The 20,969-nt window shown below is 48.7% G+C and carries 18 protein-coding genes and 1 pseudogene; 5 read left to right on the plus strand and 14 right to left on the minus strand.

Annotation, left to right across the window (positions count from 1 at the left end; translation table 11 throughout):
* Positions 1-22: 22 nt before the first annotated feature.
* From ACWHAR_RS16395 to ACWHAR_RS16410, 4 genes are all read right to left on the minus strand, one after another.
* A complete protein-coding gene (locus ACWHAR_RS16395; protein ID WP_032872825.1) occupies positions 23-982 on the minus strand; it encodes a metal ABC transporter substrate-binding protein in 960 nt (319 codons plus the stop codon).
* 184 nt (positions 983-1,166) lie between these two features.
* Positions 1,167-2,846, minus strand: a complete 1,680-nt coding sequence (locus tag ACWHAR_RS16400) for a glycoside hydrolase family 13 protein (RefSeq protein WP_032872751.1) — start codon at positions 2,844-2,846, stop codon at positions 1,167-1,169.
* Positions 2,847-2,929: 83 nt separating this feature from the next.
* Entirely contained in the window at positions 2,930-3,709 is a 780-nt protein-coding gene (locus tag ACWHAR_RS16405) for a glucose 1-dehydrogenase (protein ID WP_032872749.1), read from the minus strand.
* A 116-nt stretch (positions 3,710-3,825) separates the two neighbouring features.
* Complete coding sequence (locus ACWHAR_RS16410) at positions 3,826-4,947, minus strand: response regulator aspartate phosphatase (protein ID WP_032872747.1); 1,122 nt, start codon at positions 4,945-4,947, stop codon at positions 3,826-3,828.
* A 109-nt stretch (positions 4,948-5,056) separates the two neighbouring features.
* Here ACWHAR_RS16410 and ACWHAR_RS16415 point away from each other — a divergent pair, with 109 nt between their 5' ends.
* Positions 5,057-5,560: a M15 family metallopeptidase gene (locus tag ACWHAR_RS16415; RefSeq protein ID WP_032872745.1), complete on the plus strand. Its 504-nt coding sequence runs from the start codon at positions 5,057-5,059 to the stop codon at positions 5,558-5,560.
* Here the strand turns inward: ACWHAR_RS16415 and ACWHAR_RS16420 are convergent.
* The gene (locus ACWHAR_RS16420) at positions 5,557-6,915 is read right to left on the minus strand and encodes a YcdB/YcdC domain-containing protein (protein ID WP_032872743.1); all 1,359 of its coding nucleotides are present in this window, start codon (positions 6,913-6,915) and stop codon (positions 5,557-5,559) included. The two genes, ACWHAR_RS16415 and ACWHAR_RS16420, sit on opposite strands and share 4 nt — an antisense overlap.
* A gap of 200 nt (positions 6,916-7,115) precedes the next feature.
* Positions 7,116-8,516: a YcdB/YcdC domain-containing protein gene (locus ACWHAR_RS16425; protein ID WP_032872741.1), complete on the minus strand. Its 1,401-nt coding sequence runs from the start codon at positions 8,514-8,516 to the stop codon at positions 7,116-7,118.
* Between the two features lie 126 nt (positions 8,517-8,642).
* On the opposite strand from ACWHAR_RS16425, the gene ACWHAR_RS16430 reads away from it, so the two are divergent.
* A complete protein-coding gene (locus ACWHAR_RS16430) occupies positions 8,643-9,638 on the plus strand; it encodes a DUF5105 domain-containing protein (protein WP_032872739.1) in 996 nt (331 codons plus the stop codon).
* Positions 9,639-9,681: 43 nt separating this feature from the next.
* Here the strand turns inward: ACWHAR_RS16430 and ACWHAR_RS16435 are convergent.
* The 4 genes and pseudogenes from ACWHAR_RS16435 to ACWHAR_RS16450 form a co-directional block, all read right to left on the minus strand.
* Positions 9,682-10,510, minus strand: a pseudogene (locus ACWHAR_RS16435) (aldo/keto reductase).
* A 213-nt stretch (positions 10,511-10,723) separates the two neighbouring features.
* Positions 10,724-11,794, minus strand: coding sequence for a helix-turn-helix domain-containing protein (locus ACWHAR_RS16440; RefSeq protein WP_032872737.1), 1,071 nt, complete (start codon positions 11,792-11,794; stop codon positions 10,724-10,726).
* Between the two features lie 137 nt (positions 11,795-11,931).
* Positions 11,932-12,576, minus strand: a complete 645-nt coding sequence (locus ACWHAR_RS16445; protein WP_032872735.1) for an esterase/lipase family protein — start codon at positions 12,574-12,576, stop codon at positions 11,932-11,934.
* Between the two features lie 195 nt (positions 12,577-12,771).
* Positions 12,772-13,887 carry a type II asparaginase gene (locus ACWHAR_RS16450; protein WP_032872734.1) on the minus strand — a complete coding sequence of 372 codons (1,116 nt, stop codon included), beginning with the start codon at positions 13,885-13,887 and terminating at the stop codon, positions 12,772-12,774.
* A gap of 177 nt (positions 13,888-14,064) precedes the next feature.
* On the opposite strand from ACWHAR_RS16450, the gene ACWHAR_RS16455 reads away from it, so the two are divergent.
* Both ACWHAR_RS16455 and lmr(B) read left to right on the plus strand, forming a co-directional pair.
* Positions 14,065-14,631, plus strand: coding sequence for a TetR/AcrR family transcriptional regulator (locus ACWHAR_RS16455; RefSeq protein WP_032872731.1), 567 nt, complete (start codon positions 14,065-14,067; stop codon positions 14,629-14,631).
* Positions 14,632-14,668: 37 nt separating this feature from the next.
* Positions 14,669-16,108, plus strand: a complete 1,440-nt coding sequence (gene lmr(B), locus ACWHAR_RS16460) for a lincomycin efflux MFS transporter Lmr(B) (protein WP_032872729.1) — start codon at positions 14,669-14,671, stop codon at positions 16,106-16,108.
* Positions 16,109-16,143: 35 nt separating this feature from the next.
* On the opposite strand, the gene ACWHAR_RS16465 is transcribed toward lmr(B), so the two are convergent.
* Positions 16,144-17,271, minus strand: coding sequence for an aminotransferase class V-fold PLP-dependent enzyme (locus tag ACWHAR_RS16465; RefSeq protein ID WP_032872727.1), 1,128 nt, complete (start codon positions 17,269-17,271; stop codon positions 16,144-16,146).
* Positions 17,272-17,342: 71 nt separating this feature from the next.
* Between ACWHAR_RS16465 and pcp the strand changes: the two genes are divergently transcribed.
* A complete protein-coding gene (gene pcp / locus ACWHAR_RS16470) occupies positions 17,343-17,990 on the plus strand; it encodes a pyroglutamyl-peptidase I (RefSeq protein WP_032872725.1) in 648 nt (215 codons plus the stop codon).
* Here pcp and tatC read toward each other — a convergent pair.
* The 3 genes from tatC to ACWHAR_RS16485 all read right to left on the minus strand — a co-directional run bounded on the left by tatC (position 17,987) and on the right by ACWHAR_RS16485 (position 20,735).
* On the minus strand, positions 17,987-18,712 hold the full coding sequence (gene tatC, locus ACWHAR_RS16475) for a twin-arginine translocase subunit TatC (RefSeq protein ID WP_007409026.1): 726 nt from the start codon (positions 18,710-18,712) through the stop codon (positions 17,987-17,989). The genes pcp and tatC overlap by 4 nt on opposite strands.
* Before the next feature lie 61 nt (positions 18,713-18,773).
* Positions 18,774-18,971: a twin-arginine translocase TatA/TatE family subunit gene (locus tag ACWHAR_RS16480; RefSeq protein ID WP_003156681.1), complete on the minus strand. Its 198-nt coding sequence runs from the start codon at positions 18,969-18,971 to the stop codon at positions 18,774-18,776.
* A gap of 12 nt (positions 18,972-18,983) precedes the next feature.
* Positions 18,984-20,735 carry an alkaline phosphatase D family protein gene (locus ACWHAR_RS16485; protein ID WP_032872722.1) on the minus strand — a complete coding sequence of 584 codons (1,752 nt, stop codon included), beginning with the start codon at positions 20,733-20,735 and terminating at the stop codon, positions 18,984-18,986.
* Between the last annotated feature and the right edge of the window lie 234 nt (positions 20,736-20,969).

Here is a 20,969-nt window from a genome sequence, read left to right on the forward strand (position 1 = left end):
GCACCCCGCGGCGCACACTATGTTATTTAACCAATAGCGAATCTTTCAGTGCATCAAGGTTTTTCTCCATAATGTTGATATAACCGATGCCTTTATCCCGTTCTTTTTGGCTTAAACCTTCCAGTGTATTGAGCACTTCCGTTTTCGCGCCGATTTCACCGGCAAGTGTATCTGCAACTTTAGGCGATGCAACTTCTTCAAAGTAGATGATCTTCACATCATGCTTTTTGGCAAACGTTTTGAGATCCGCCAGTTTGGCCGCACTCGGCTCTTCTTCAGGAGAAAGGCCTGCAATCGCGACTTGTTTTAAGCCGTATTCTTTAGCGAGATAGCTGAATGCCGCGTGCTGTGTGATCAGTTCTTTTTTCGCCGCTTTATTTAATGTTGTACGGTATAGTTTATCAAGATCCTGCAGTTTTGCAATATATTCTTTACTATTTTTCTCATAGTATGCTTTATTCTTCGGGTCCTGTTTTACGATCTGTGCCGTAATGGTTTTGACCTCTTTTTGCGCAAGAACCGGGCTGAGCCACACGTGAGGGTCCATGCTGTGGCTGTGGTCATGACCGCCGTGTCCATGTTCCTTTTCCTCTTCATCCGAACCTTCGAGTAAGTCAATTCCTTTTGACGCCTTTACAAACTTCGCATGATCAGAGCCCATGCTTTTTTCCGCTGAAGGAACCCATGTCTCCATATATTCGCTGTTGTATACGAAAAGATCGGCGTTTTGAATGCCGGCGATATCCTTCGGCGTCGGCTCCCAATCATGGGGTTCGACCGAAGACGGGATGAGAATGTCTACATCGCCTTTGTCTTTGACAATTTGTTTCGTGAATTCGTACATAGGATAAAAGGTCGTCACGACGTGCAGTTTGCCGCTTTTTGAAGAACCTGACGAACCTTTTGAAGATGAATTGCCGCAGCCCGCCGCGATTAAAAAGCATGCCGCAATGACAATGATTCCGCTCCATTTTTTAAACAAGCCGTTTCCCCCTGTTCTGTAAATCAGAATGATGACGATTTCCAAAGCGTACTTTCTCGTTCATTTGTTACCTATACCATAATAAAACGAAGTAATTACGTTTTGCAAGATTTTTTTTCTAAATTGATATCCGATTTACCTAAAAAGCCCCCGCCATGTATGGACGGGGGCGTCATATCACATATCAGGCAAGCAGATAAACTCTTGTTTCGTATGGGCGGAATGTGATGCGGGATCCCGTGCCGCCGTCATTTTCATAGTTGCTGAGAAGCAGCTCGGCCCTTTCAGGTTCGGAGCCATCCGGCCAATAAAAGACGGCTTCTTCTTCCGATACGTTGCTGATGGACATGAGTTTTTGTCCGTTTGCCTGTCTTTCATACACAAACAGCTGCGGGTCATCAGGAAGCAGCAGCGTGTAGCTGCCTTTTATGATATCAGCATACTGTTTTCGCAGGCGGATCAGTTTTTTGTAAAAGTTCAATATAGAATCGGGATCATCCTGAGCCTCGGCCGCATTGACGGTTTTGTAATTGGGATTGACCGTGAGCCACGGTTCGCCCTCCGTAAATCCGGCATTCTTGCTGCCGTCCCACTGCATCGGTGTACGGGCATGGTCCCGGCTTTTCGCCATAATGGACGCCATGACTTCTTCCCTGTTGCGGCCCATTTCAAATACCCTTTTATGATACATATTGACGGTCTGAATATCTTGATAATCCTCTATTCTGTCAAACGGAGCGTTTGTCATGCCGATTTCTTCCCCCTGGTAAATGTACGGCGTGCCTTTCATGAAATAAAGCAGGGCGGCAAGCATTTTGGCGGATGCTTTGCGGTATGTGCCTTCGTCTCCGAAACGGGATACGATCCGGGGCTGGTCATGATTGCACCAATACAGCGTATTCCAGCCTCGATGTTCCAGTTTTTCCTGCCAGTCTGTGAGCACTTTTTTCAAATCGGACAGCTCAAGCGGTTTTACATCCCAATGCTCTTGGCCCGGCTTTTGATCAAGCTCCATATGCTGAAAATGAAAAATCATATTCAGTTCATGCTCATCGGTTCCCGTGTAGACCAGCCCTTCCTCAGGCGTCACTGATCCGGCCTCGCCGACCGACATCACGTCATATTTGGAAAATACCTCTTTCGTCATTTCTTTTAAGTAATCATGTATCCGTGCCCCGTTTGGCCGGAAAGGCTTCGGATCGGCCCGGCGGGCGATGTAGTCTTCATATGGCGGCAAATATTCTTTTTTTGACAGAAGATGGAGCTGGTCTATTCTCAATCCGTCCACGCCTTTATCGAGCCAAAATCTCATCATCTCGTACACTGATTGCCGAACCTCGGGATTTTCCCAATTCAGATCGGCTTGTTTGACGGCGTTCATATGCAGGTAATATTCGCCCGTATGTTCTTCGTACTGCCAGACGGATTGTCCGTAATCCGACACCCAATCGGTCGGCGGGCCGTCCGCGGTGCCCGGCCGCCAAATATAATAATCGCGGTATTTGCTGTCCGGATTCATTTCCGCCTCTTTGAACCAAGGATGCTCCGTGGAGGTATGATTTAAGACGAAATCCATCACAAGCTTTAATCCGCGGCTGCGGCATTCTGTAAGCAGATCGTGAAAGTCCTCCATCGTTCCGTAAGATTCCATAATTGCTTGATGATCCGTCACATCGTAGCCGTTATCGACGTTTGGCGACGGGTAAATCGGGCAGATCCATATCACATCAGCGCCAAGTTCTTTTATATAATCGAGACGCGCGATAATCCCCCGCAGGTCGCCTATGCCGTCGCCGTTCGTATCTTGAAAGCTTCGCGGATAGATTTGATAGACAACGGCGTCTTTCCACCAGTCATTCGCCATCTTGCGATCCCCCTGTTTTTTTAGAAAACCATTTCCTTTATGACCCTGCTCTAAACAAAAAAGAGAAGGTTTCCCCTCCTCTTTTATCTATCCAGCTGAGACGGATAAAGCGTCATGCCTCCGTCGACGAAAAGTGTCGTTCCGGTCACGTAACTCGCTTCTTCCGACACCATCCATGCGGCGGCCGCGGCGACTTCTTCCGGTTTTCCGAAGGCGTTCATCGGAATTTTTTTCAGCTGGGCTTGTTTATGTGTTTCATCTTCCAGATCCTTATTGGACTCCGTGGCGATCGTGCCGGGAGCGATGGCATTCACCCGGATGCCTTTGTCTGCGTAATTGAGCGCCATCGTTTCCGTCATCATTTTGATCCCGCCTTTGGATGCCGAGTACTGCACGTTTTCAGGGCGGGGTATTTGCTGATGAACGCTCGATATGTTTAAGACCGTTCCTTTTTTGCCGCTCTCGAGCATATGTTTCAGTGCCGCTTTCGCCCCCAAAAAGGTGCCGGTCACATTGACGTCGATGACCCTTTGCCAATCCTCCAGGCTCATTTCATGGGGCATCGCTTCGGTCCCGTTAAAACCGGAATTGTTGACCATCACGTCCACACCCCTGAAATGCTCTTGCGCGGCATGAAACAGCGCCTGAATCCCTTCTTCTGAGGATACATCGGCTTTTACGGTGACGGCTCTGCCTCCCGCTTTCTCAATGATGTCCGCCGCTTCTTCCGCTCCGGTGGAATCACCGAGGTAATTCACAACCACATTCATCCGCTCCTTGCCGAAGCGTTCGGCAATGGCCTTTCCGATTCCTTTCGAAGAACCTGTTACGATTGCTGTTTTTCCCTGTAAATCCTGATACATTGTCTCTTTTCCTCCCTGATGTTAATACAGAGCATGTACCCGGTTTTAATCAGCTGAAAACAAAAGAGATCATAAAAAGAACGATGAAACCGAAGCTCCCTCGTTCTTTTTTTTCATTATGCGTAGTTGTTCATTTGCAGCCTTTTTTGCACGCCGACAAGCCTGCTGAAAAAATAAGATGCCGCTTTGTAGTTCTCCCGTTTATGAAAGAAATGAGCCGCGTCCTGAAGCAGTTCCTCCGTGTCAGCCAACAGCTCTTTTGATTCCAGAACGTCAAAATACTCTTTGAGCGAATCCTGTCCGCCTTCCCCCTGATAAAGCTCTTTAATCAGACGGAATTTCGTCATATAGATCTCATCTTCCCACTCCGCAGCGCTTCTCATGCCCCGCGCGCAGCTGGCGGCGGCTTCACTGTATTTTTCCGTTTTAAAGTAGATATGTGTGAGTGAAAAAACAGCCTGGATGACCTGCCGGAAGCTGTGTGCTTCAAATCCGGCAGCCGCCCGTTCAAAATCCTCCGCCGCCTTGCAAAAGTCACCCAGACTGTACATACAGTGCCCGATATTATAATAGGCCGCAGCAATCATATATTGATCATCAAGCCGCTCCGCGTGTTCCAAGGCGCATTCGAGGTATTCCAGCGCTTTTTTATGCTGCTGGGCGTCCATCAGATTTCCGGCAATGATAAATTTGCACTGCACCCTTCTCATTCCGTATAATTCATATTTCTTGTAAATATCAAGCGCCTGCCCCGCGTAATTCATCGAAAAGAAAGTCTGCTTGATATGATAGTACACCTCAGAAATTTTATACAGAAACTCGGCTTTCTCTATGTCATCTTCCACATATTCAAGCTTTTCCTCAGCCCGCTTATAATGAGAAATCGCTGAGATGAAGTTTTTCTGCTTAAATTCATACATTCCCCTGAAATAGTAAAAATAATATTCCAGTAAGCCGGTCAGCTTTTGCTGGTTCATCTCAATCTCAGTGAGCATTTCAGAGAACGGAGGCTGGCAGTCGCCGTCTTTCATGGGTTTTAATTTATCCAGCATGATGCGGTGCCGAAATTCCATCAATGAAAAATACAACAATAAATCCTGGTTCTCTTCCATATCTTCGAGTTCATATTGAATCTCCCGCTTCAGCGCTTCAGCTTTATCGGCTTCAAACGCGCGGATCAGCTTATACCATTCATTCATCTTTACGGCCACTTCTTCAGATGGAATCTTGGATTTCATAGATTTGCCTCCTTCCTCCGGCTACTAATTATGTTATATTTTATCATAGCAAATTTATGGCAGTGAGCAAACAAAGATTTTAATCAATTAAAGAAAGAGAGAATTCACCATGAAACGACCAGTCAGAATTGCGCTGCTTTTGATCCTCTTCTTTTCCGCAGACCTATGTTTTTCCTATGTGCAGAAAGAATTGAGGCCGCAGACGGCATTACAAGATAGAGCCATTCCAAGCGCTCTTCATCCGCTCGTGAGGCAGAATGCGGAGCTATTGCAGACGGCCGCTCTGAAAAAAGGCATCACCGTCGTTATCACAGAGGGTTTCAGATCAATTGAGGAACAAAACGAATTGTACCGTCAAGGACGTTCAAAAAAAGGAAATATCGTCACCTACGCAAAAGGAGGGGAATCTTACCACAATTACGGCCTTGCGATCGACTTCGCCCTGCAAAAAAAAGATGGAAGCCTGATTTGGGATATGACGTACGACGGAAACCGAAACGGCACGCCCGATTGGCTTGAGGTCGTATCGATTGCCAAAACGCTCGGTTTTGATTGGGGAGGCGATTGGAGAGGCTTTAAAGATTATCCTCATTTACAAATGATCCCTGGCTAATAAAACCTTTTCTTTTTTCGCTTTTGCGCATCAATGTACGGAGGATAGACAGGCCTGTACACAAGCTTATATCCTTCATTGCCGGACGGCGTAAAATCGCGCTGCCACTCCAGCCGCAGATGGAAATCGGATAAAAAAGCGGCCTTTGCTTCTTCGGGAGTAACGGCCGGCACCGGATTGATCTTCTCCAGCTGCTCCGGGTCAATGTCAGGCGCCATGTAAGCTTCCACAAGCCCCGTTACGGGACTGACAAGAATTCTCGCAGCGCCGAACCGCAGCGGAATATCCTGATGCCATATGGAAAAATGGAAGCGGAACCTGCCCCTTCCGTCCGTTTTCAGCGGGTTCATTTTAAAAAACTCGTCCGCTCTCGGATAAAGCTTGTATAAAAATTGAAGCGCGACGGCCTCACACTCTTCCGCAGAATAAAAGGCCGGGCCCTGATGCTCAATAAAAGATTTAAAGGCTGTCATTTTCCCTGTCTTTTTGTCCGTTTTCATCTTCATTGTATTTTTGTTGCTGCTTTCAAAATAGCTTTCGATACTCAAATCTTTCCGTTCCGGAACCGACCCTTTCCGCCATGTCGTTCCGATCTCATCCCCGAGATCACGCCGGCGCGTCTGAACCATATCCGCGGTAAACCCCATTAATTCATCCAGGCTGATTTCCCGTTTATGTTCAAACGCGGGAAGCGGTTTTGCCGGCTCATTCCTGTCTTCGCAAAGCTGCTGATCCGGCACGATATCATCTTCACCGGCCGGATAGCTGTAAGCCGGCAGAATCGGTTCATAGACGAGACGCGGTATTTTCTCAAAATTGACCACATCATAGACGAGACTGAATGTCAGCACACTCATATAATGCGAGACGACTTTTTCCCGATCGACGAATGTTTCCGGAACGGGCGCTTCACCCTTATCCCCGTAATAGATAAACTGCACGACGAAGCCGCTCCTGGTTACATCAACGAAAAAACCTGAATCGGGAAGCGGCCGGCCGAGCACTTTTTTTGTATAGATAAATCGGATGCACCCATTGCGTTCTTCCCTCGCCTGAAAGATGAAATTCATAAAAGTAAGCGGGCGGTGTCTCGCCGCAAACCGAAGAGCCGTCAGCTTTAATTCGGCTTCTGACAGCTGCATGTCTGAACTCGGGCAGTCGTTGCGTGAATAAGTAAGCAAAGATCCGTCGTCACCCAGCTCAATCGTGACCGTTTTATCCGGATGGTTACGATTTTTCCATATATAATAGGCTCTCGTTTTTTGTTTTTCATCATAATCTTCTATTTCAAGCTCATAGTGCGGCGGTATGTTCCCGATCTCCAGCGCTTTTTTTCTCAGATGTTCTTTCAGCAATGGGGTCATCCTTTCAGAAGAGTGTATAAAAAAGAACTGTTTTTAATTATATAAAAACGCCCTTATCCTTTTAAAGGGAAGAAAGTGCCTTTTATGTGTCTATTTTTAGCAAAGAGGGAAAAGAGCCGTATTCAGAGCGGCACTTTTTCATACAAATGTCACACTCCCCGTGAAACCCCCGGGACGAACGCCCATGACCTTCAGCCTATTAAACTCGTGATCGCTTCTCCCGTATGAGCCTCAATAAACCGCGGGAAAACCGGTTTGTATACGAGCCTGTACACTTTCCCGGAGCTGTCGTCATCGTAACAACGATCCCAAGCGAGCTCTGCTTTGATGGCCCGGCGGATCGCGTCCTTCGCCTCTCCCAATGTCAATGAAGGAACGGGATCGATTTCCTCGAGCTCTTTCGGATCAATTTCCGGCGGCATATATACAGTGACAAGACCCGTCTTTTTGCTGACACAGATTCTCCCCTCTCCGAATCGCAAATCAACACCGCCCGAACAAGCCTTAAATGTAAGCCCTGCGTTTTCTCCTTCATCATCCGGTTCATCATATTGAACCCGGAAATACTGATCCGCTTCCGGAAACATGGCGAATAAAAAGCGGATGGCCATGTGATGGCATTCTTCCTCAGAAAACACCGGTTCGCCTTCACTATGTATAAATGACATCACTCCGGCGAGCCGGCCCGATTCTTTATCCTGCATTGTTTTCAATACGTGTTCATTCCGTTCTTTAAACAGACTTTCAAAGCTTTTATCTTCCCGTACGGATTTTGTTTTTTCAGGACGCCAGGCAATGCCGATGCGGCCGTCCCCAAGATCGCTTTCCCTCTCTTTATAAAAACCGTCGTGCAGCCCGATCATGTCATTGATGCTCATTTTTTCCGCTTCAGGTGCAGGGCGTGAAATCGGGACATACGGCCGCGTGTCGTCTTCCAGTTCTTCATATTCGTCTATTTCTTCATTCTCTTCCTTCAGGTCGGCCGATATCGGCCGCGTCGGAGACACGATTTCATAGACGAGATGAGGCTTGTCATCCCCCTGCATATAGACGGACTGATGCAGGACGGTGAACAACAGCTCTGCTTCTATATGTTTGACAAAGTGAGCCAATGCTTCCCGCTTGTCCGCAATTGTCCCGGGCCTTACAAGATCATCGGCCTTCCCATGGTAAGAAAAACCGGTTACTTCCCCTGTCAAAGAGAGGTCGACGTAAAACCCGGTCAGCGGAAGCGGCAGACCGTCAGCCATCTGAACATAGGAATATCTCACATCGCCATCATTTGCGGAGCCGATTGTTTCCAATTCAAACTCAGCCAATGCCCCCGGACGATGGGTTTCTAAAAACGCCCGCATCCGTTTTTCTATGTCCGATTCCGAAAGAGGCGGCAGATCAGTCCGGAAAGCCGGACGGGATAAGTATTTCAGTTTTCCGTCCCGGTCTAATTCGACCATGATGCCGGCTTCCGGATCATTCTTATCTTCCCACCAAAACAGAACCTCATCTTCCTGGTATTCTTCCACATTACTCTCGTAGCGGGCAGGTACGTTTCCGATTCGGAGAGCCAGCTGTTTCAACTCTTCTTTTTTCATCATAACACTTCCTTTTCTTCCAAAAAGATTGATGATTACCAAGACTCTTTTATACAAAACTAGTATAATTAACCTGTCCATCTTCATGACTATCGAATTAATCATTAACAACAGGGGGTAAACCAGATGTCCATCAAAAAAATGAGCGCCGTGTTTTTCATTCTGCTTCTCACGGCATTTACCGCCGCGTGCAGCAGCGAAACGAGCAGCGGCCAGGAAAGCAGCACGGCGAAAGTGAAAATAAAAGAGACGGCGTGGGCCGCTTCAGACGATACTGAACATCCGGCCGCGCTGAAAGTAACGGTCACCGTCAAAAATACGGGCAAAGACCCGCTTACCGTCAAAAGCAGCGACTTCTCGCTTTATCAGGATGACGCGAAAACAGCCAAGACCGATAAGGAAGACTTGATGCAGAGCGGCACGCTTCATGCTGGTAAGACAGTGACGGGCAATCTGTACTTCACGGCTGACGAAGGCAAATCATATGAATTGGTATATCAGCCGCAGGCAAAAGACGCGAAGCCTTTATCTTATAAACTGAAAGTCAAAGGCACAGCCTCAAAAGCAGTACCTGACCCGGCGGACGCATTATCCGCCTACATTGATGTGATGCTGTACGGCAAACACAATAAAGATTTCACCCGCCTGACCGGGGTAAATGAAAAAATGACGGCCGCCGCATATCAGGAATCGGCGAAAGCCAGCTTTATCACCTCAGCAGGCATTTCACAAGAACAGGCGGATCCAAAAGCCATTTCCGCTATTATTGACGCCATGTCATCAGCGCTGCGGGATAACACAGAGCTCAAGGTGCATACCAAATCCATGTCAGGCAAAAAAGCCGTCCTTGAAGCAAAAGTGACGCCGCTTGATATGTCTCCGCTTGCGGGCCAGCTGCAAGACCGCGTGCAAGACTATGCCGGAAAGCACCCCGATGCTGATGAAAACGAAATTGTCAGCCACCTGCTTTCTGTCTATCCGGAAGAGTTTATGCGCCTGAAACCGGCTTCTTCTTCCGTTACAAGAGAAATCGAGATGAAGAAAAACGCCCGCGGCCAGTGGTATCTGGATACAGACGCCGATCTGGAAGGATTGACAGAAGCGTTTTTGAAAACGTCCTGACAACAAGAAAGGAAATAGCGCAGGCTATTTCCTTTTTTTATTTTCACTTAAAGATGTCACTGATATATTGAACCTCATCCTCGGTTAACTGCACATGAAGCGCGTCCAGATTGTGTTTCAGCTGGTCAGGGCGTTTGGCTCCGGGAATGATCGCATCCACCGCCGGCTGCGACAGAAGCCATGCGAGTGCGATATGCGCTGTCTGCTCCCCTTTTTCCTCCGCAACGGCCCGAAGCTTATCCACTCGCTCCAGATTTTGGCGAAAAGCTTCTCCCTGAAACGGCGGCCTGTTCTTTCGGCTGTCCTCAAAGACTGTGTCTTTTGTAAACTTTCCCGTCAGCAAGCCGGAAGCAAGCGGAAAATAAGGAATAAAGGAAATGCCGTTCTTTTCACAATAAGGCAGCAGATCATGCTCCGCCTCACGCTGAATCAGTGAATATTCCGATTGAAAAACCTCTAAATAGCCGTCGGCGTTAAACTCCTGCAGTTGCCGGAAGCTGAGATTGGACGCGCCGATTGCTCTGATTTTCCCTTCGTCCTTCAGTTCTTTTAGTGTGCCCGCCACTTCGGAGAGCGGTGTTTTGCCGTCAGGGAAGTGGACGTAATACAAATCGATCACGTCTGTTTTCCGCCTCACTCCGGAGAAATTCACGGCTGTTGTCCAGCTCGATTTGTCCGTTGACTTCTTTATGCGCGCCTTTTGACGCAATCACGAGACTGTCCCGCACGCCGCGCTCTGCGACAACTTCACCGATTAACTCTTCGGAACGTCCCAAACCGTATATAAACGCCGTATCAATAAAATTGACGCCGCCGTCCAACGCTGTGCGGATGAGTTCTTTTCCCGTTTCATCATTAAGATTCGGAAACAGATTATGTCCTCCGACCGCATTAGCGCCAAAGCCGATACGCTTTACCCGTAAACCCGTCCTGCCCAGCGTACGTGTCTCATCCATGGCTCAGGCTCCCTTCCTTTTATCGCTCTGTTTAGTATTAGATAGACGGTAAGAATTATCCTGCCTGAGAGCCTATCTATAGAAAAAACCTTGAAAAGCGTTTGCCCTTCAAGGTTTTTTTGCTGTGTATTAAGATGTCAGAGCTGCGGCGAAGCGTTCGGCTTCATCCGTGAGAGCACCCTCGATTTCCTTATAGCGGCTGGAAATCGTTGAGGCGCTGACGCCGTACTTCTTCGCCAGCTTCGCTTGAGAAACGGACGCGCCGTTCAGAGAAATGCTGTTCACGTAATATTCGACCGCCGCTGCGAAAGCTTCAGGCTTTCTGATCGTCGGTGTTTTTTTGACACAGAACGTTTTCCACAGATCAATTACGGCCGGAACCAGCTCAGCCGGGTATTCATCCCCGCTCAGGCCTTTTTCAATAGCGTCCGCCGTTTCCTTCTCCATGTCGTTCGCCCACTCTGTCTGTTTTTCTTCAGCAGCCTGCTCAGGCTCTTCCGCCGATCCTAAAAGAGCGGCCAGCACAGTGTCGAAGTTTTCCTGCATAAAGCGCTCAGGCGATTTTCCTTCCGCAAGGGCCGGGGCCGCCGCCTTTTTCACTTTGCTGATCAAAGCTTCGGCCCGCTTCACAGGGAAGATCGTAAATTGCATGAAGAACTCGGCTTTTTCCGCTTCGTGGATCGGATAGCCGAGAATCAGGCTTCCCGCCGGCGGAAGATCCTGCTGGCTGACGTCCATTTCCACTTTGAATTGTTTTTTCGTCATCACATCTTCAAAGTGAATCATTCCTTCTTTCACATCTTCAAGAACCATAACGGCAGGTGTCATGCTTTTCCATGATTCAACGATTTCCCGTGTTTTCGGGCGGTTGATGCCGCCGGCTTTTTTCTGAAGATATTCTTCAAAAATCGTCTTGCCGCCTGCCAGCGGACGGAAGAAAATTCCCCAGATGCCGAGGTTGAAGACTCCGATGTCTTTTGTCTGTCTGTCCAGCTCCGTAATGAACGCGTGCTGGTTAATAAATGATGATATGCCGTCTCTATGTGCTGTAAAGGCGTACTCCATTAGGCTTTCCTGAATCTGTTTCGCTTCTTTTGCCGCGATGTCTGCCGGAATGGCAGCTTCTTTGCTTCCGCAGCATTTTTTATATTTCTTCCCGCTGCCGCATGGGCAAGGGGCATTTCTTTTCACTTTTCCCACAATAAACCCTCCGAATTCTGATATAACTTTATTATTTTAACAAAAATAACTTCAGAGGGCTTGGTTTACGGCGAAAAAAGAATATGGAAGAAAAAAAAGACCCCGGGATATTCTCATTCTCCGGGGCTTTGAAACTATTAATTTGTATTTTGTCCGCCGCCGTTCAGACCTTCTTTAATCAGCCCGTTTACTTGGCTGTTCATCAAAAGTCCGATGTGTCCGACACCGTGAATCTGCACGTTTTTCCCGCCGATCAGCCGTGACAGCGGGTTCAGGACGATTAAGTCCGCTGAGCTGTAAATCGATGTATATAAAATCTTTTGGTTCGGATCAGTCCCCGGAAGCGCCCGGTTGGTCACAAGGCCGTTCGCTCCGCCGAGTGTGACGACGTTTGCGATTTTGTCTCCGCCGTCAAGATTTTTAATGTAATAGAGCGTGTTGGCTCCGCCCATGCTGTGCGCGACGATATCGACTTTTTTCGCACCTGTTTCGCTGAGCACTTTTTTCACGTAATTGGACAGTCTCGGCGCATTATGTCTGTTGTTTCCGGTTTTGTCTAAGAAATCAATGGCGTACATCTCTTTTCTTGACCAGCCTTGGGATGCCAAGTATGTTTTGATTCCCGCGAAGTTAAAGGACGCCCCGCCGATTCCGTGGACCATGACAACAGGGTTATGCCCTGAGGAGGCTTTCGATACGGTCGGCTGGAAGGCAAATACGGAAATGACGGACAGCATACAGACTGTAAGGATGACTAGAATTTTGTTTTTTATTTGTTTCATGAACTTTCCTCCTGCTATGTAATATTTTTGCAGTTTTCATTCTATTAGAGGAGAAAAGGAAAAAATAGTGTATTTTTTACTGTTTTCAACAATTTAAAAAGAGCGGAAAAATGAGAAAGACGCCCCTATCCCGAAAGCACGCTTATGCTTTAATACGGCAGACCAAAAAAGGAGAGAACACCCGGTTCTCTTCTCCTAGTACTCATTGAAATAGGTTTGAATCCGCTTAGGGTCATGCGTTTTTGTCAGCGCAAGCATCAGAAGAATCCGCGCTTTTTGAGGGTTGAGAGAGTTTGAAGCTGTCAAATGGTCTTTTTCATACTCTCGATTAGGTGTTACCGTTCCGTTTCCCGTCCTTGTGGAGCGGACGACCGCCAGCCCGCTTTTGACCGACTTTACGGCGCCTTTTTGCGCCGCATCAGACATTGAGCCGTTTCCCGAGCCTGCAAAAATAATGCCTTGCGCTCCTGATTTTACGGCGGCTTCAAAGAGATAGCTTCCGTCATTTTGATAGCCGTATATAATATCGACCTGCGGCAGTTTATCGAGTTTATCTATCTGGAAATCTGTATCCTTCGTATGCTTTCGGGTGATGACGTTATTAAAATAGACGTCATCAGCAATTGTTCCGATATAACCCATTTCTTCCGATTTAAATGTGTCGGCCGCGGTTGTATTGGTTTTTGTCACATAACGCGCCGAAGCGATTCTGTCATTTAATACGACAAGCGCCCCCTTGCCTTTCGCATCAGGCGCAGCCGCTGTTTTTACCGCGCTATATAAGTTGGACGGCCCGTCCGCTCCGATCGCCGTGGACGGCCTCATTGACCCGGCGACAACAACGGGCTTGTCACTTTTGACCGTCAGATTGAGAAAGTAGGCGGTTTCCTCAAGTGTGTCTGTTCCATGTGTAATGACAATGCCGTCTGTATCATCAGACTTGAGCAGCTTGTTTACCCGTTTTGCAAGTTTCAGCAGTGTCTCGTTATTCATATTCTGGCTGCCGATATTCACAACCTGTTCTCCGCTCACATGCGCGATCTCTTTTATCTCCGGAACGGCCTGAATCAGGGCATCAACTCCGATTGCCCCCGCCGTGTACTCCGTAGCGGACGTCTTTGAAGGAGCAGCGCCTGCAATTGTGCCGCCGGTGGCAAGAATTTTAATATTCGGAAGTCCGTCTTTTTTCGCAGAGGCTGCGGCTGCCATCTGGGGCGGTGTTTCTTTCGTTTGAGGAGATTGGGAGCAGCCGGCCGCGAGGAATAGCAGAGCCGTGATAAATGTAATGAAGGGCATGAATTGTTTTTTCATTCTTTTCTCTCCTTTTCTTTATTTATGAAGATTTTCCTCTCATCGGTCAACACGCTTGTCAGGCATTCTTCCGAAGAAAATAACCGTTAAAAAACCTTGACACCGTCATGCGAAATCAAGATAATAGACCAGTCACTATATTTTAAATTTGTCAAAAATCAGTAAGGTGGGAACATTATGAGCTATGGAGATTCTCGTGAAAAAATCCTCGCCGCGGCAACCAGGCTGTTTCAGCTTCAGGGGTATTACGGCACGGGGCTGAATCAGATTATTAAAGAAAGCGGTGCGCCGAAAGGTTCTCTTTACTATCATTTTCCGGACGGCAAAGAGCAGCTCGCCATTGAGGCTGTCAATGAAATGAGCCATTATATCCGTATGAAAATAAAAGAAAGCCTTGATGCCCATCCTGATCCTGCGGAAAGCATTCAAGCGTTTTTACAGGACTTATCAAGCCAATTCACATGTCCGGAGAACTTTGAAGGGTTTCCTGTCGGTTTACTGGCTGCCGAGACGGCTTTAAAGAGCGAAAAGCTCCGGCAGGCCTGTCAATGCGCTTATCAGGAATGGGAGAATCTGTTCGCGGGCAAATTGAGATCAGCCGGTTTTTCTGATGAGAGAGCGGCGGAAATCAGCACTGTTTTAAATGCCATGATAGAAGGCGGCATCATTGTGTCCTTAGCCAAAAAAGACAAAATGCCGATCCTCCATATTTCTAAACAAATCCCGAACCTGCTGAAGACATAAAATACGAGAGACATTGTACGTATAGAAAGAGAGGAGAATGATTTTGGAAAATGCTCAGCCTTCCAAACAATATAAAGTCATGCCGATCATGATTTCTTTACTGACGGCAGGGTTTATCGGCATGTTCAGTGAAACGGCGCTGAATATCGCCCTGACTGACCTGATGAAGGAGTTACATATCACTCCTGCGACCGTCCAGTGGCTGACGACGGGCTATCTGCTCGTTCTCGGTATACTTGTCCCGGTATCGGGTCTGCTTTTGCAATGGTTTACGACAAGACAGCTGTTTATCGTTTCACTTGCTTTTTCCATTATCGGTACGCTGATTGCAGCGCTTGCGCCGAGCTTTCCGTTTCTTTTGGCGGCAAGAATCGTGCAGGCTTTAGGAACCGGGCTGTTGCTGCCGCTGATGTTTAATACAATCCTCGTCATCTTCCCGCCGCATAAGCGCGGAGCGGCGATGGGGACGATCGGGCTTGTCATCATGTTCGCTCCTGCGATCGGTCCGACATTTTCAGGGCTTGTGTTAGAGCATTTGAACTGGCATTGGATTTTCTGGATTTCCCTGCCGTTTCTTGTGTTGGCTCTTTTATTCGGCATCGCCTACATGCAGAACGTGTCTGACATTACAAAACCGAAAATTGACGTGCTTTCCATTATTCTGTCTACGATCGGGTTCGGCGGCATCGTATTCGGATTCAGCAATGCGGGCGAAGGATCAGACGGCTGGTCAAGCCCGACGGTTATCGGTTCGCTCACTGTCGGTGCGATCGCGCTCATCTTATTTTCCATCAGGCAGCTGACAATGAAGCAGCCGATGATGAATCTGCGCGCTTTCCGCTATCCGATGTTTGTTCTCGGTGTCGTGATTGTATTTATCTGTATGATGGTTATCTTATCGACAATGCTTCTATTACCTATGTATTTACAAAGCGGACTGATGCTGACGGCGTTTACGTCCGGGCTCATCCTGCTGCCGGGCGGTATTTTAAACGGCTTTATGTCTCCGGTGACGGGGCGTCTGTTTGATAAATACGGGCCGAAGTGGCTTGTCATTCCCGGATTTGTCATCACGGCAACTGTGCTTTCGTTTTTCTCAAACATTAACGCCGCTTCAACGGCACTTCTGATTGTCGCGCTTCATACATGCCTGATGATCGGCATTTCCATGATCATGATGCCGGCGCAAACGAATGGCTTAAACCAGCTGCCGCCGGAATTTTATCCGGACGGAACGGCCATTATGAATACGCTCCAGCAGATGGCCGGCGCAATCGGCACTGCGGTGGCGGTCAGCATCATGGCTGCCGGCCAGAAGGATTATATGAGCACCGCGAAAAACCCGAATGATCCTTCCGCATACTCTCACGCGCTGATTGCGGGCGTCCAGCACGCCTTTATCTTCGCAATGATTGTCGCCGTTATCGGCTTGATCAGCGCTTTCTTTATGAAACGGGTCAAAGTGAATCACTCATAAGAAAACAGCAGGCTCCCAGTGAGTCTGCTGTTTTTTTATATACCGCGCGCTTCAGCCAGTTCATCAATCGCATAGATCAGATCATCGGCCGTGTTATAGAAATGAGGCGCCAGCCGGATGATTTGTCCGCTGGGTGCGCATACGATGTTTTTCCGCCTCAACAGCGCAGCCGTTTCCGCCGCTTTTTCATCCCGTATGGAAATCATGCCGGGTCTGTCATCGGCAGACGGCGGCCCTGTGAGATTCAGTCCTTTTTCAGAAGCGTATTCATACGCAAATGCGCTGAGTTTTTTTACTTCTTGGTGAATGCGGTCTGTGCCGGCATCGTTTACTAGAGATAAAGCCGCCTGTGCCGCATATATGCTGATAAATGCCGGGGTTCCGGTCTCAAAGCGTTTGGCTCCGTCCGCATAAGAAAAACGGGTTAAATCCAGCATCGACGCCCGCTGCTGCCCGAACCACCCGGTGACTTTCGGCTTCAGCCGTTCGGCAAGTTCCTTTTTGACATAAAGAAACGCCGTTCCCGGTATGCCGAGCATATACTTTCTCGCACCCGCGGCCAGCATATCAACTCCCCATTCTTTTACATCAATCGGGATGTGCCCCGCCGATTGATAAGCATCGACAAAAAGAAGCGATCCCTTCTTTGCGGATATCTCGGCAATGCGCTTCATATCCTGGACAAAACCGGACGTATATGACACATGGGGCACACAGGTGAAAAGCGTCTGTTCCGATATGTACGTCTCATACCGCTCTAACGGGATCATTCCATTTTCAGACGGCACGACTGAAAGCTCCATCTCAGTCTGTGCCTTCAAAATGTGGGCGATCGCCGGAAAATCCAATTCCGTATACACCGCCTGTTTCTTTCGGCAATCCGGTAAAGCGGAAACGACGGCAGAGACAGCAGCCGTTACTGAAGGTAAAACGGCAATTTCTTCAGGATGGGCGCCGATCAATTTCGCAAATTCACACCTTGCCTGCTCCGTTCGTCCAATGGCTTCTTCCCAGTTTCCGCCATCCTGAAGCAGGCTTTCCTGATAGTCATTGATCGCTTTTGAAACCGGCAGGGCAAGAGCGCTTTGAGAGCAGCTGGCGAGCATCGTATGTGTGCGGAGCGCCGGAAATAAAGATCGGTATTGCACCAGAGGCGAATTCAAGACGTGTTTCCCCCTTCGGCAGGAATATATGTCCATTATAGAGTATGGTAAAAAGAAAAGGAGGGTTTTATATGGAGAAAAAAGTATTGCTGACAGGCTTTGACCCCTTCGGCGGGGAAACGGTCAATCCTTCATGGGAAGCGGTCAAACGGCTGGACGGTGCCGCTGAGGGCCCCGCCTCTATCGTATCTGAACAAGTGCCCACCGTTTTTTATAAGTCCCTTGCTGTGCTGCGCGAGGCGATCAAAAAGCATCAGCCTGACATTATCATCTGTGTAGGACAGGCAGGCGGCAGAATGCAGATCACGCCGGAACGGGTCGCGATCAATCTCAATGAGGCGCGTATACCGGATAACGAAGGAAACCAGCCTGTCGGGGAAAACATTTCTCAAAACGGTCCCGCGGCCTATTGGACCGGCCTTCCGATCAAACGGATCGTTGAGGAAATCAAAAAGGAAGGCATTCCCGCGGCTGTATCCTACACGGCGGGGACGTTTGTATGCAATCACCTCTTTTACGGCCTGATGGATGAAATCGCCTGCCGCCATCCGCACATCCGCGGCGGGTTTATACACATCCCGTACATTCCGGAGCAAACCTTGCAGAAGTCTGCGCCGAGCCTAAGCCTGGATCTCGTGACAAAAGCGCTCAAAATCGCCGCGGTGACCGCCGCGGCGCATGAGGACGATATTGAGACCGGCGGAGGCGAACTTCACTAAGCTGCAGACGGCGCCTCGGCCCATTTCTTCCGGTAAACAATGCGGGACAGCGTCACACTGATTTCATAGAGGACGAGCAGCGGAATCATGACGAGAAAGTCAGACATAAAATCCGGAGGCGTAATCAGCACCGAGACGACGATCAGCACAAAATACGAAAGCTTCCGCGCCTTTGCCAGCCGGGTTGGATTCACGATTCCGAGCCGTGTCAGAAACATGACGGCCAGAGGCATTTCAAACAAAAATCCGAACGGCAATGTAAGATTCAGCATAAAGGTAAAATACTTGTCCGCCGTAAATACCATGTCAAAATGGCCGGCGGATAATTGTGTTAAAAATCCGAGCACAATCGGAAACAGCACAAAATACCCGAAGGAAATTCCGATAATAAACAAAACCGAAAGCCCCGGAATGTAAAGCAAAGCGGCGCGGCGTTCAAACGGGGTCAAAGCCGGCGCCGTAAAACGCCAGAGCTGAAAAGCGGCAACCGGAATCGTTGCCGTAAGGGCGCATATTCCCGCAATCATCATATACACCCATAAAATCTCGCTCGGCCCTAAAACGGCCAGCCTGCCATCCAAATCCTTGATCAGCCAGTCATAAATATCCTGCACAAACCAGCAGGCGCCGATAAAAAATACGAGAAAGGCGATAACGGTTTTAATGAGACGCTGCCGGACTTCCTCTAAATGCCCGATCAAGTGGGTTTCTTTTTTATCCAATCGTACATCCTCCTTATAGAGAAAGAGGCAGAAGCGGATTCGTCTGCCCCCATGTCAGGATTCAGCCTGCCGTTTTGTCTTTCTCAGCTGTCTGCTTGTCCGGCTCTTCATTTGAGACCAATGTTTTTGCGGCGCTTTTAAATTCAAGCAGCGTGCGGCCGGCGGCACGGCCGATTTCCGGAAGCTTTGAAGGTCCGAAAATGATGAGAGCGATGACGAAGATCAGGATCAACCCGGGAATGCCGATATTTGAAAACATGAGTGTGCCTCCTTATTGTGAGATTTTGGCCCGTTTCTTTCTCATTTGCTTTTCATGCGCATTGTTATGGGCGAAGAAACGATCCTCTTCCACCTCGTTTGACTGCTTTAAACCGCCTGCAACCGCAGCTTGAGAGACCTTCCGAATCCCCGTCTGGTCTTTCTGATAAATGAATGAAGCCCGCGTGGATACCTCAGCCCCCGGCTCCGTCACGTACGGCACCACTCTGTAATCCGCTCTCCATTGGGCAGGGGTCACCGTACAGCGGACATAGCCGCGGTAATCGTTGAAAAACTTAATGTGCGGGTTTTGATTTAAGATTTGATCCGTATCGGCCCGTTTATCCGCCCCGTTTCCTCCAGATGTAATGGAAGTCCCGACGAATTCGGCTCCGAAAATCTTTGAATTCGTTTGATTAAAATCGGTATGCAGGTTTGACGCCCAGCTTGCGTGAACATCACCCGTCAGCACGATGACATTGTTCAGGTTTTTGCTTTTTATAAAATTGATGACCCGCTCCCGCTGAGCCGGGTAGCCGTCCCATGAATCCATGCTGTATATCGGATTGGCGGTTGTTCCGAAATTCCATTGCGCGAAAAAGATTTGCTGCGCCAGCACATTCCACTTCGCTTTTGACGCGGCTAAATTTCCGAAGAGCCATTGCTCCTGTTCTGTCCCCATCAATGTGCGCTTCGGGTCTCTCCACTCATCAGAAGGCGGCTTATTCCCGTCGCCGTTGGCCTGATCATCTCTGTACTGTCTTGTATCAAGCACATTGAACGATGCCAAATTGCCATAAGAAAATTGCCTGTACAGCCGCATATCAGGACCGTTCGGCAATGACATGCGCCTGAGCGGCATGTGTTCATAATAAGCCTGGTAAGCTGCGGCCCTCCTGAGCACAAACGCTTCAACGGATTGGCCTTTTTCAGGGATAATATTGGCATAATTGTTTTCCACCTCATGATCGTCCCACGTCACGACCCACGGAAATGCGGCGTGGGCGGCTTTCAGATTGGCATCAGAGCGGTATTGGGCATGACGGTTGCGGTAATCTGACAGTGTATACACTTCAGCGCTGCTGTGCGTCCTGACATTTCCCGTTTTTGACACATATTCGTTCGGTCCGTATTCATAAATGTAATCTCCGAGATGGAACACGAGATCAAGCTTTTCCTTCGCCATATGTTTATACGCCGTATAATAGCCGTGTTCATACTGCTGGCATGAGGCAAATGCAAACGTCATGGCGGATACGTCAGCGCCGGGAGCGGGCAGCGTTTTCGTCCGGCCGACGGGACTGAGCTCATGCCCGCTTTTAAACCGGTAATAGTACACTTTATTGGGCTTGAGCCCGTCCGCCTCGACATGGACGGAGTGTCCGAGATTCGGCTTGGCCATTTCCGTTCCGCGTTTGACGATGTGACGGAAATGTTCATCAGCGGCGATTTCCCATTTTACCGGCACGGCCTGCTTCGGCATGCCGCCCCCATTCAGCGGGTCAGGGGCAAGACGCGTCCAGAGAATGACGCTGTCAGACAGCGGGTCGCCGGAGGCTACGCCGAGGGTGAACGGATAGTTTGAAAATTTCGGAGCGGCATTCACTTCAAACGCGCCGATGGATTGCGCGATCGCTAACCCGAGGGAAAGACCGGCGATTTTCCCGGCGCCCTGTATAAATGCGCGGCGGTCAAATGTATTGTTCTGAAAGCTTTTGTTCTCCAATTCCTTGATCCATTCATCTAAACGGCCGTCATGTGTCATGTCAGTTCCCCTTTCGTCTCATTGATCGCCCTTATTATAAAAAAGAAATGTTAAACCGCTATGAAGAAGTATGAAGGGTTTGTAAGGCTGAAAAATGGACGGCGGGAGACATTTTTCACATTGTTTCGACAAACCTTGCCCCGCCGGGAGAAAACCCCCTCTGTTTCTTTTTGGCTTGTCATCCGTCAAGCGCACTTTTTTCCTATTTTTCTTCACAAAAAATTAAAAAACACC

This window comes from Bacillus sp. LR--39 (assembly GCF_053613335.1).

What these genes read in the sequence shown, in the direction of transcription:
- ACWHAR_RS16445 (WP_032872735.1), bottom strand. Translation starts at nt 12,576, where the DNA reads ATGAAACAAATAAAAAACAAAATTCTAGTCATCCTTACAGTCTGTATG.
- ACWHAR_RS16455 (WP_032872731.1), top strand. Translation starts at nt 14,065, where the DNA reads ATGAGCTATGGAGATTCTCGTGAAAAAATCCTCGCCGCGGCAACCAGG.
- ACWHAR_RS16405 (WP_032872749.1), bottom strand. Translation starts at nt 3,709, where the DNA reads ATGTATCAGGATTTACAGGGAAAAACAGCAATCGTAACAGGTTCTTCG.
- ACWHAR_RS16430 (WP_032872739.1), top strand. Translation starts at nt 8,643, where the DNA reads ATGTCCATCAAAAAAATGAGCGCCGTGTTTTTCATTCTGCTTCTCACG.
- ACWHAR_RS16425 (WP_032872741.1), bottom strand. Translation starts at nt 8,516, where the DNA reads ATGAAAAAAGAAGAGTTGAAACAGCTGGCTCTCCGAATCGGAAACGTA.
- ACWHAR_RS16415 (WP_032872745.1), top strand. Translation starts at nt 5,057, where the DNA reads ATGAAACGACCAGTCAGAATTGCGCTGCTTTTGATCCTCTTCTTTTCC.
- pcp (WP_032872725.1), top strand. Translation starts at nt 17,343, where the DNA reads ATGGAGAAAAAAGTATTGCTGACAGGCTTTGACCCCTTCGGCGGGGAA.
- ACWHAR_RS16400 (WP_032872751.1), bottom strand. Translation starts at nt 2,846, where the DNA reads ATGGCGAATGACTGGTGGAAAGACGCCGTTGTCTATCAAATCTATCCG.
- ACWHAR_RS16480 (WP_003156681.1), bottom strand. Translation starts at nt 18,971, where the DNA reads ATGTTTTCAAATATCGGCATTCCCGGGTTGATCCTGATCTTCGTCATC.
- ACWHAR_RS16410 (WP_032872747.1), bottom strand. Translation starts at nt 4,947, where the DNA reads ATGAAATCCAAGATTCCATCTGAAGAAGTGGCCGTAAAGATGAATGAA.
- ACWHAR_RS16450 (WP_032872734.1), bottom strand. Translation starts at nt 13,887, where the DNA reads ATGAAAAAACAATTCATGCCCTTCATTACATTTATCACGGCTCTGCTA.
- ACWHAR_RS16485 (WP_032872722.1), bottom strand. Translation starts at nt 20,735, where the DNA reads ATGACACATGACGGCCGTTTAGATGAATGGATCAAGGAATTGGAGAAC.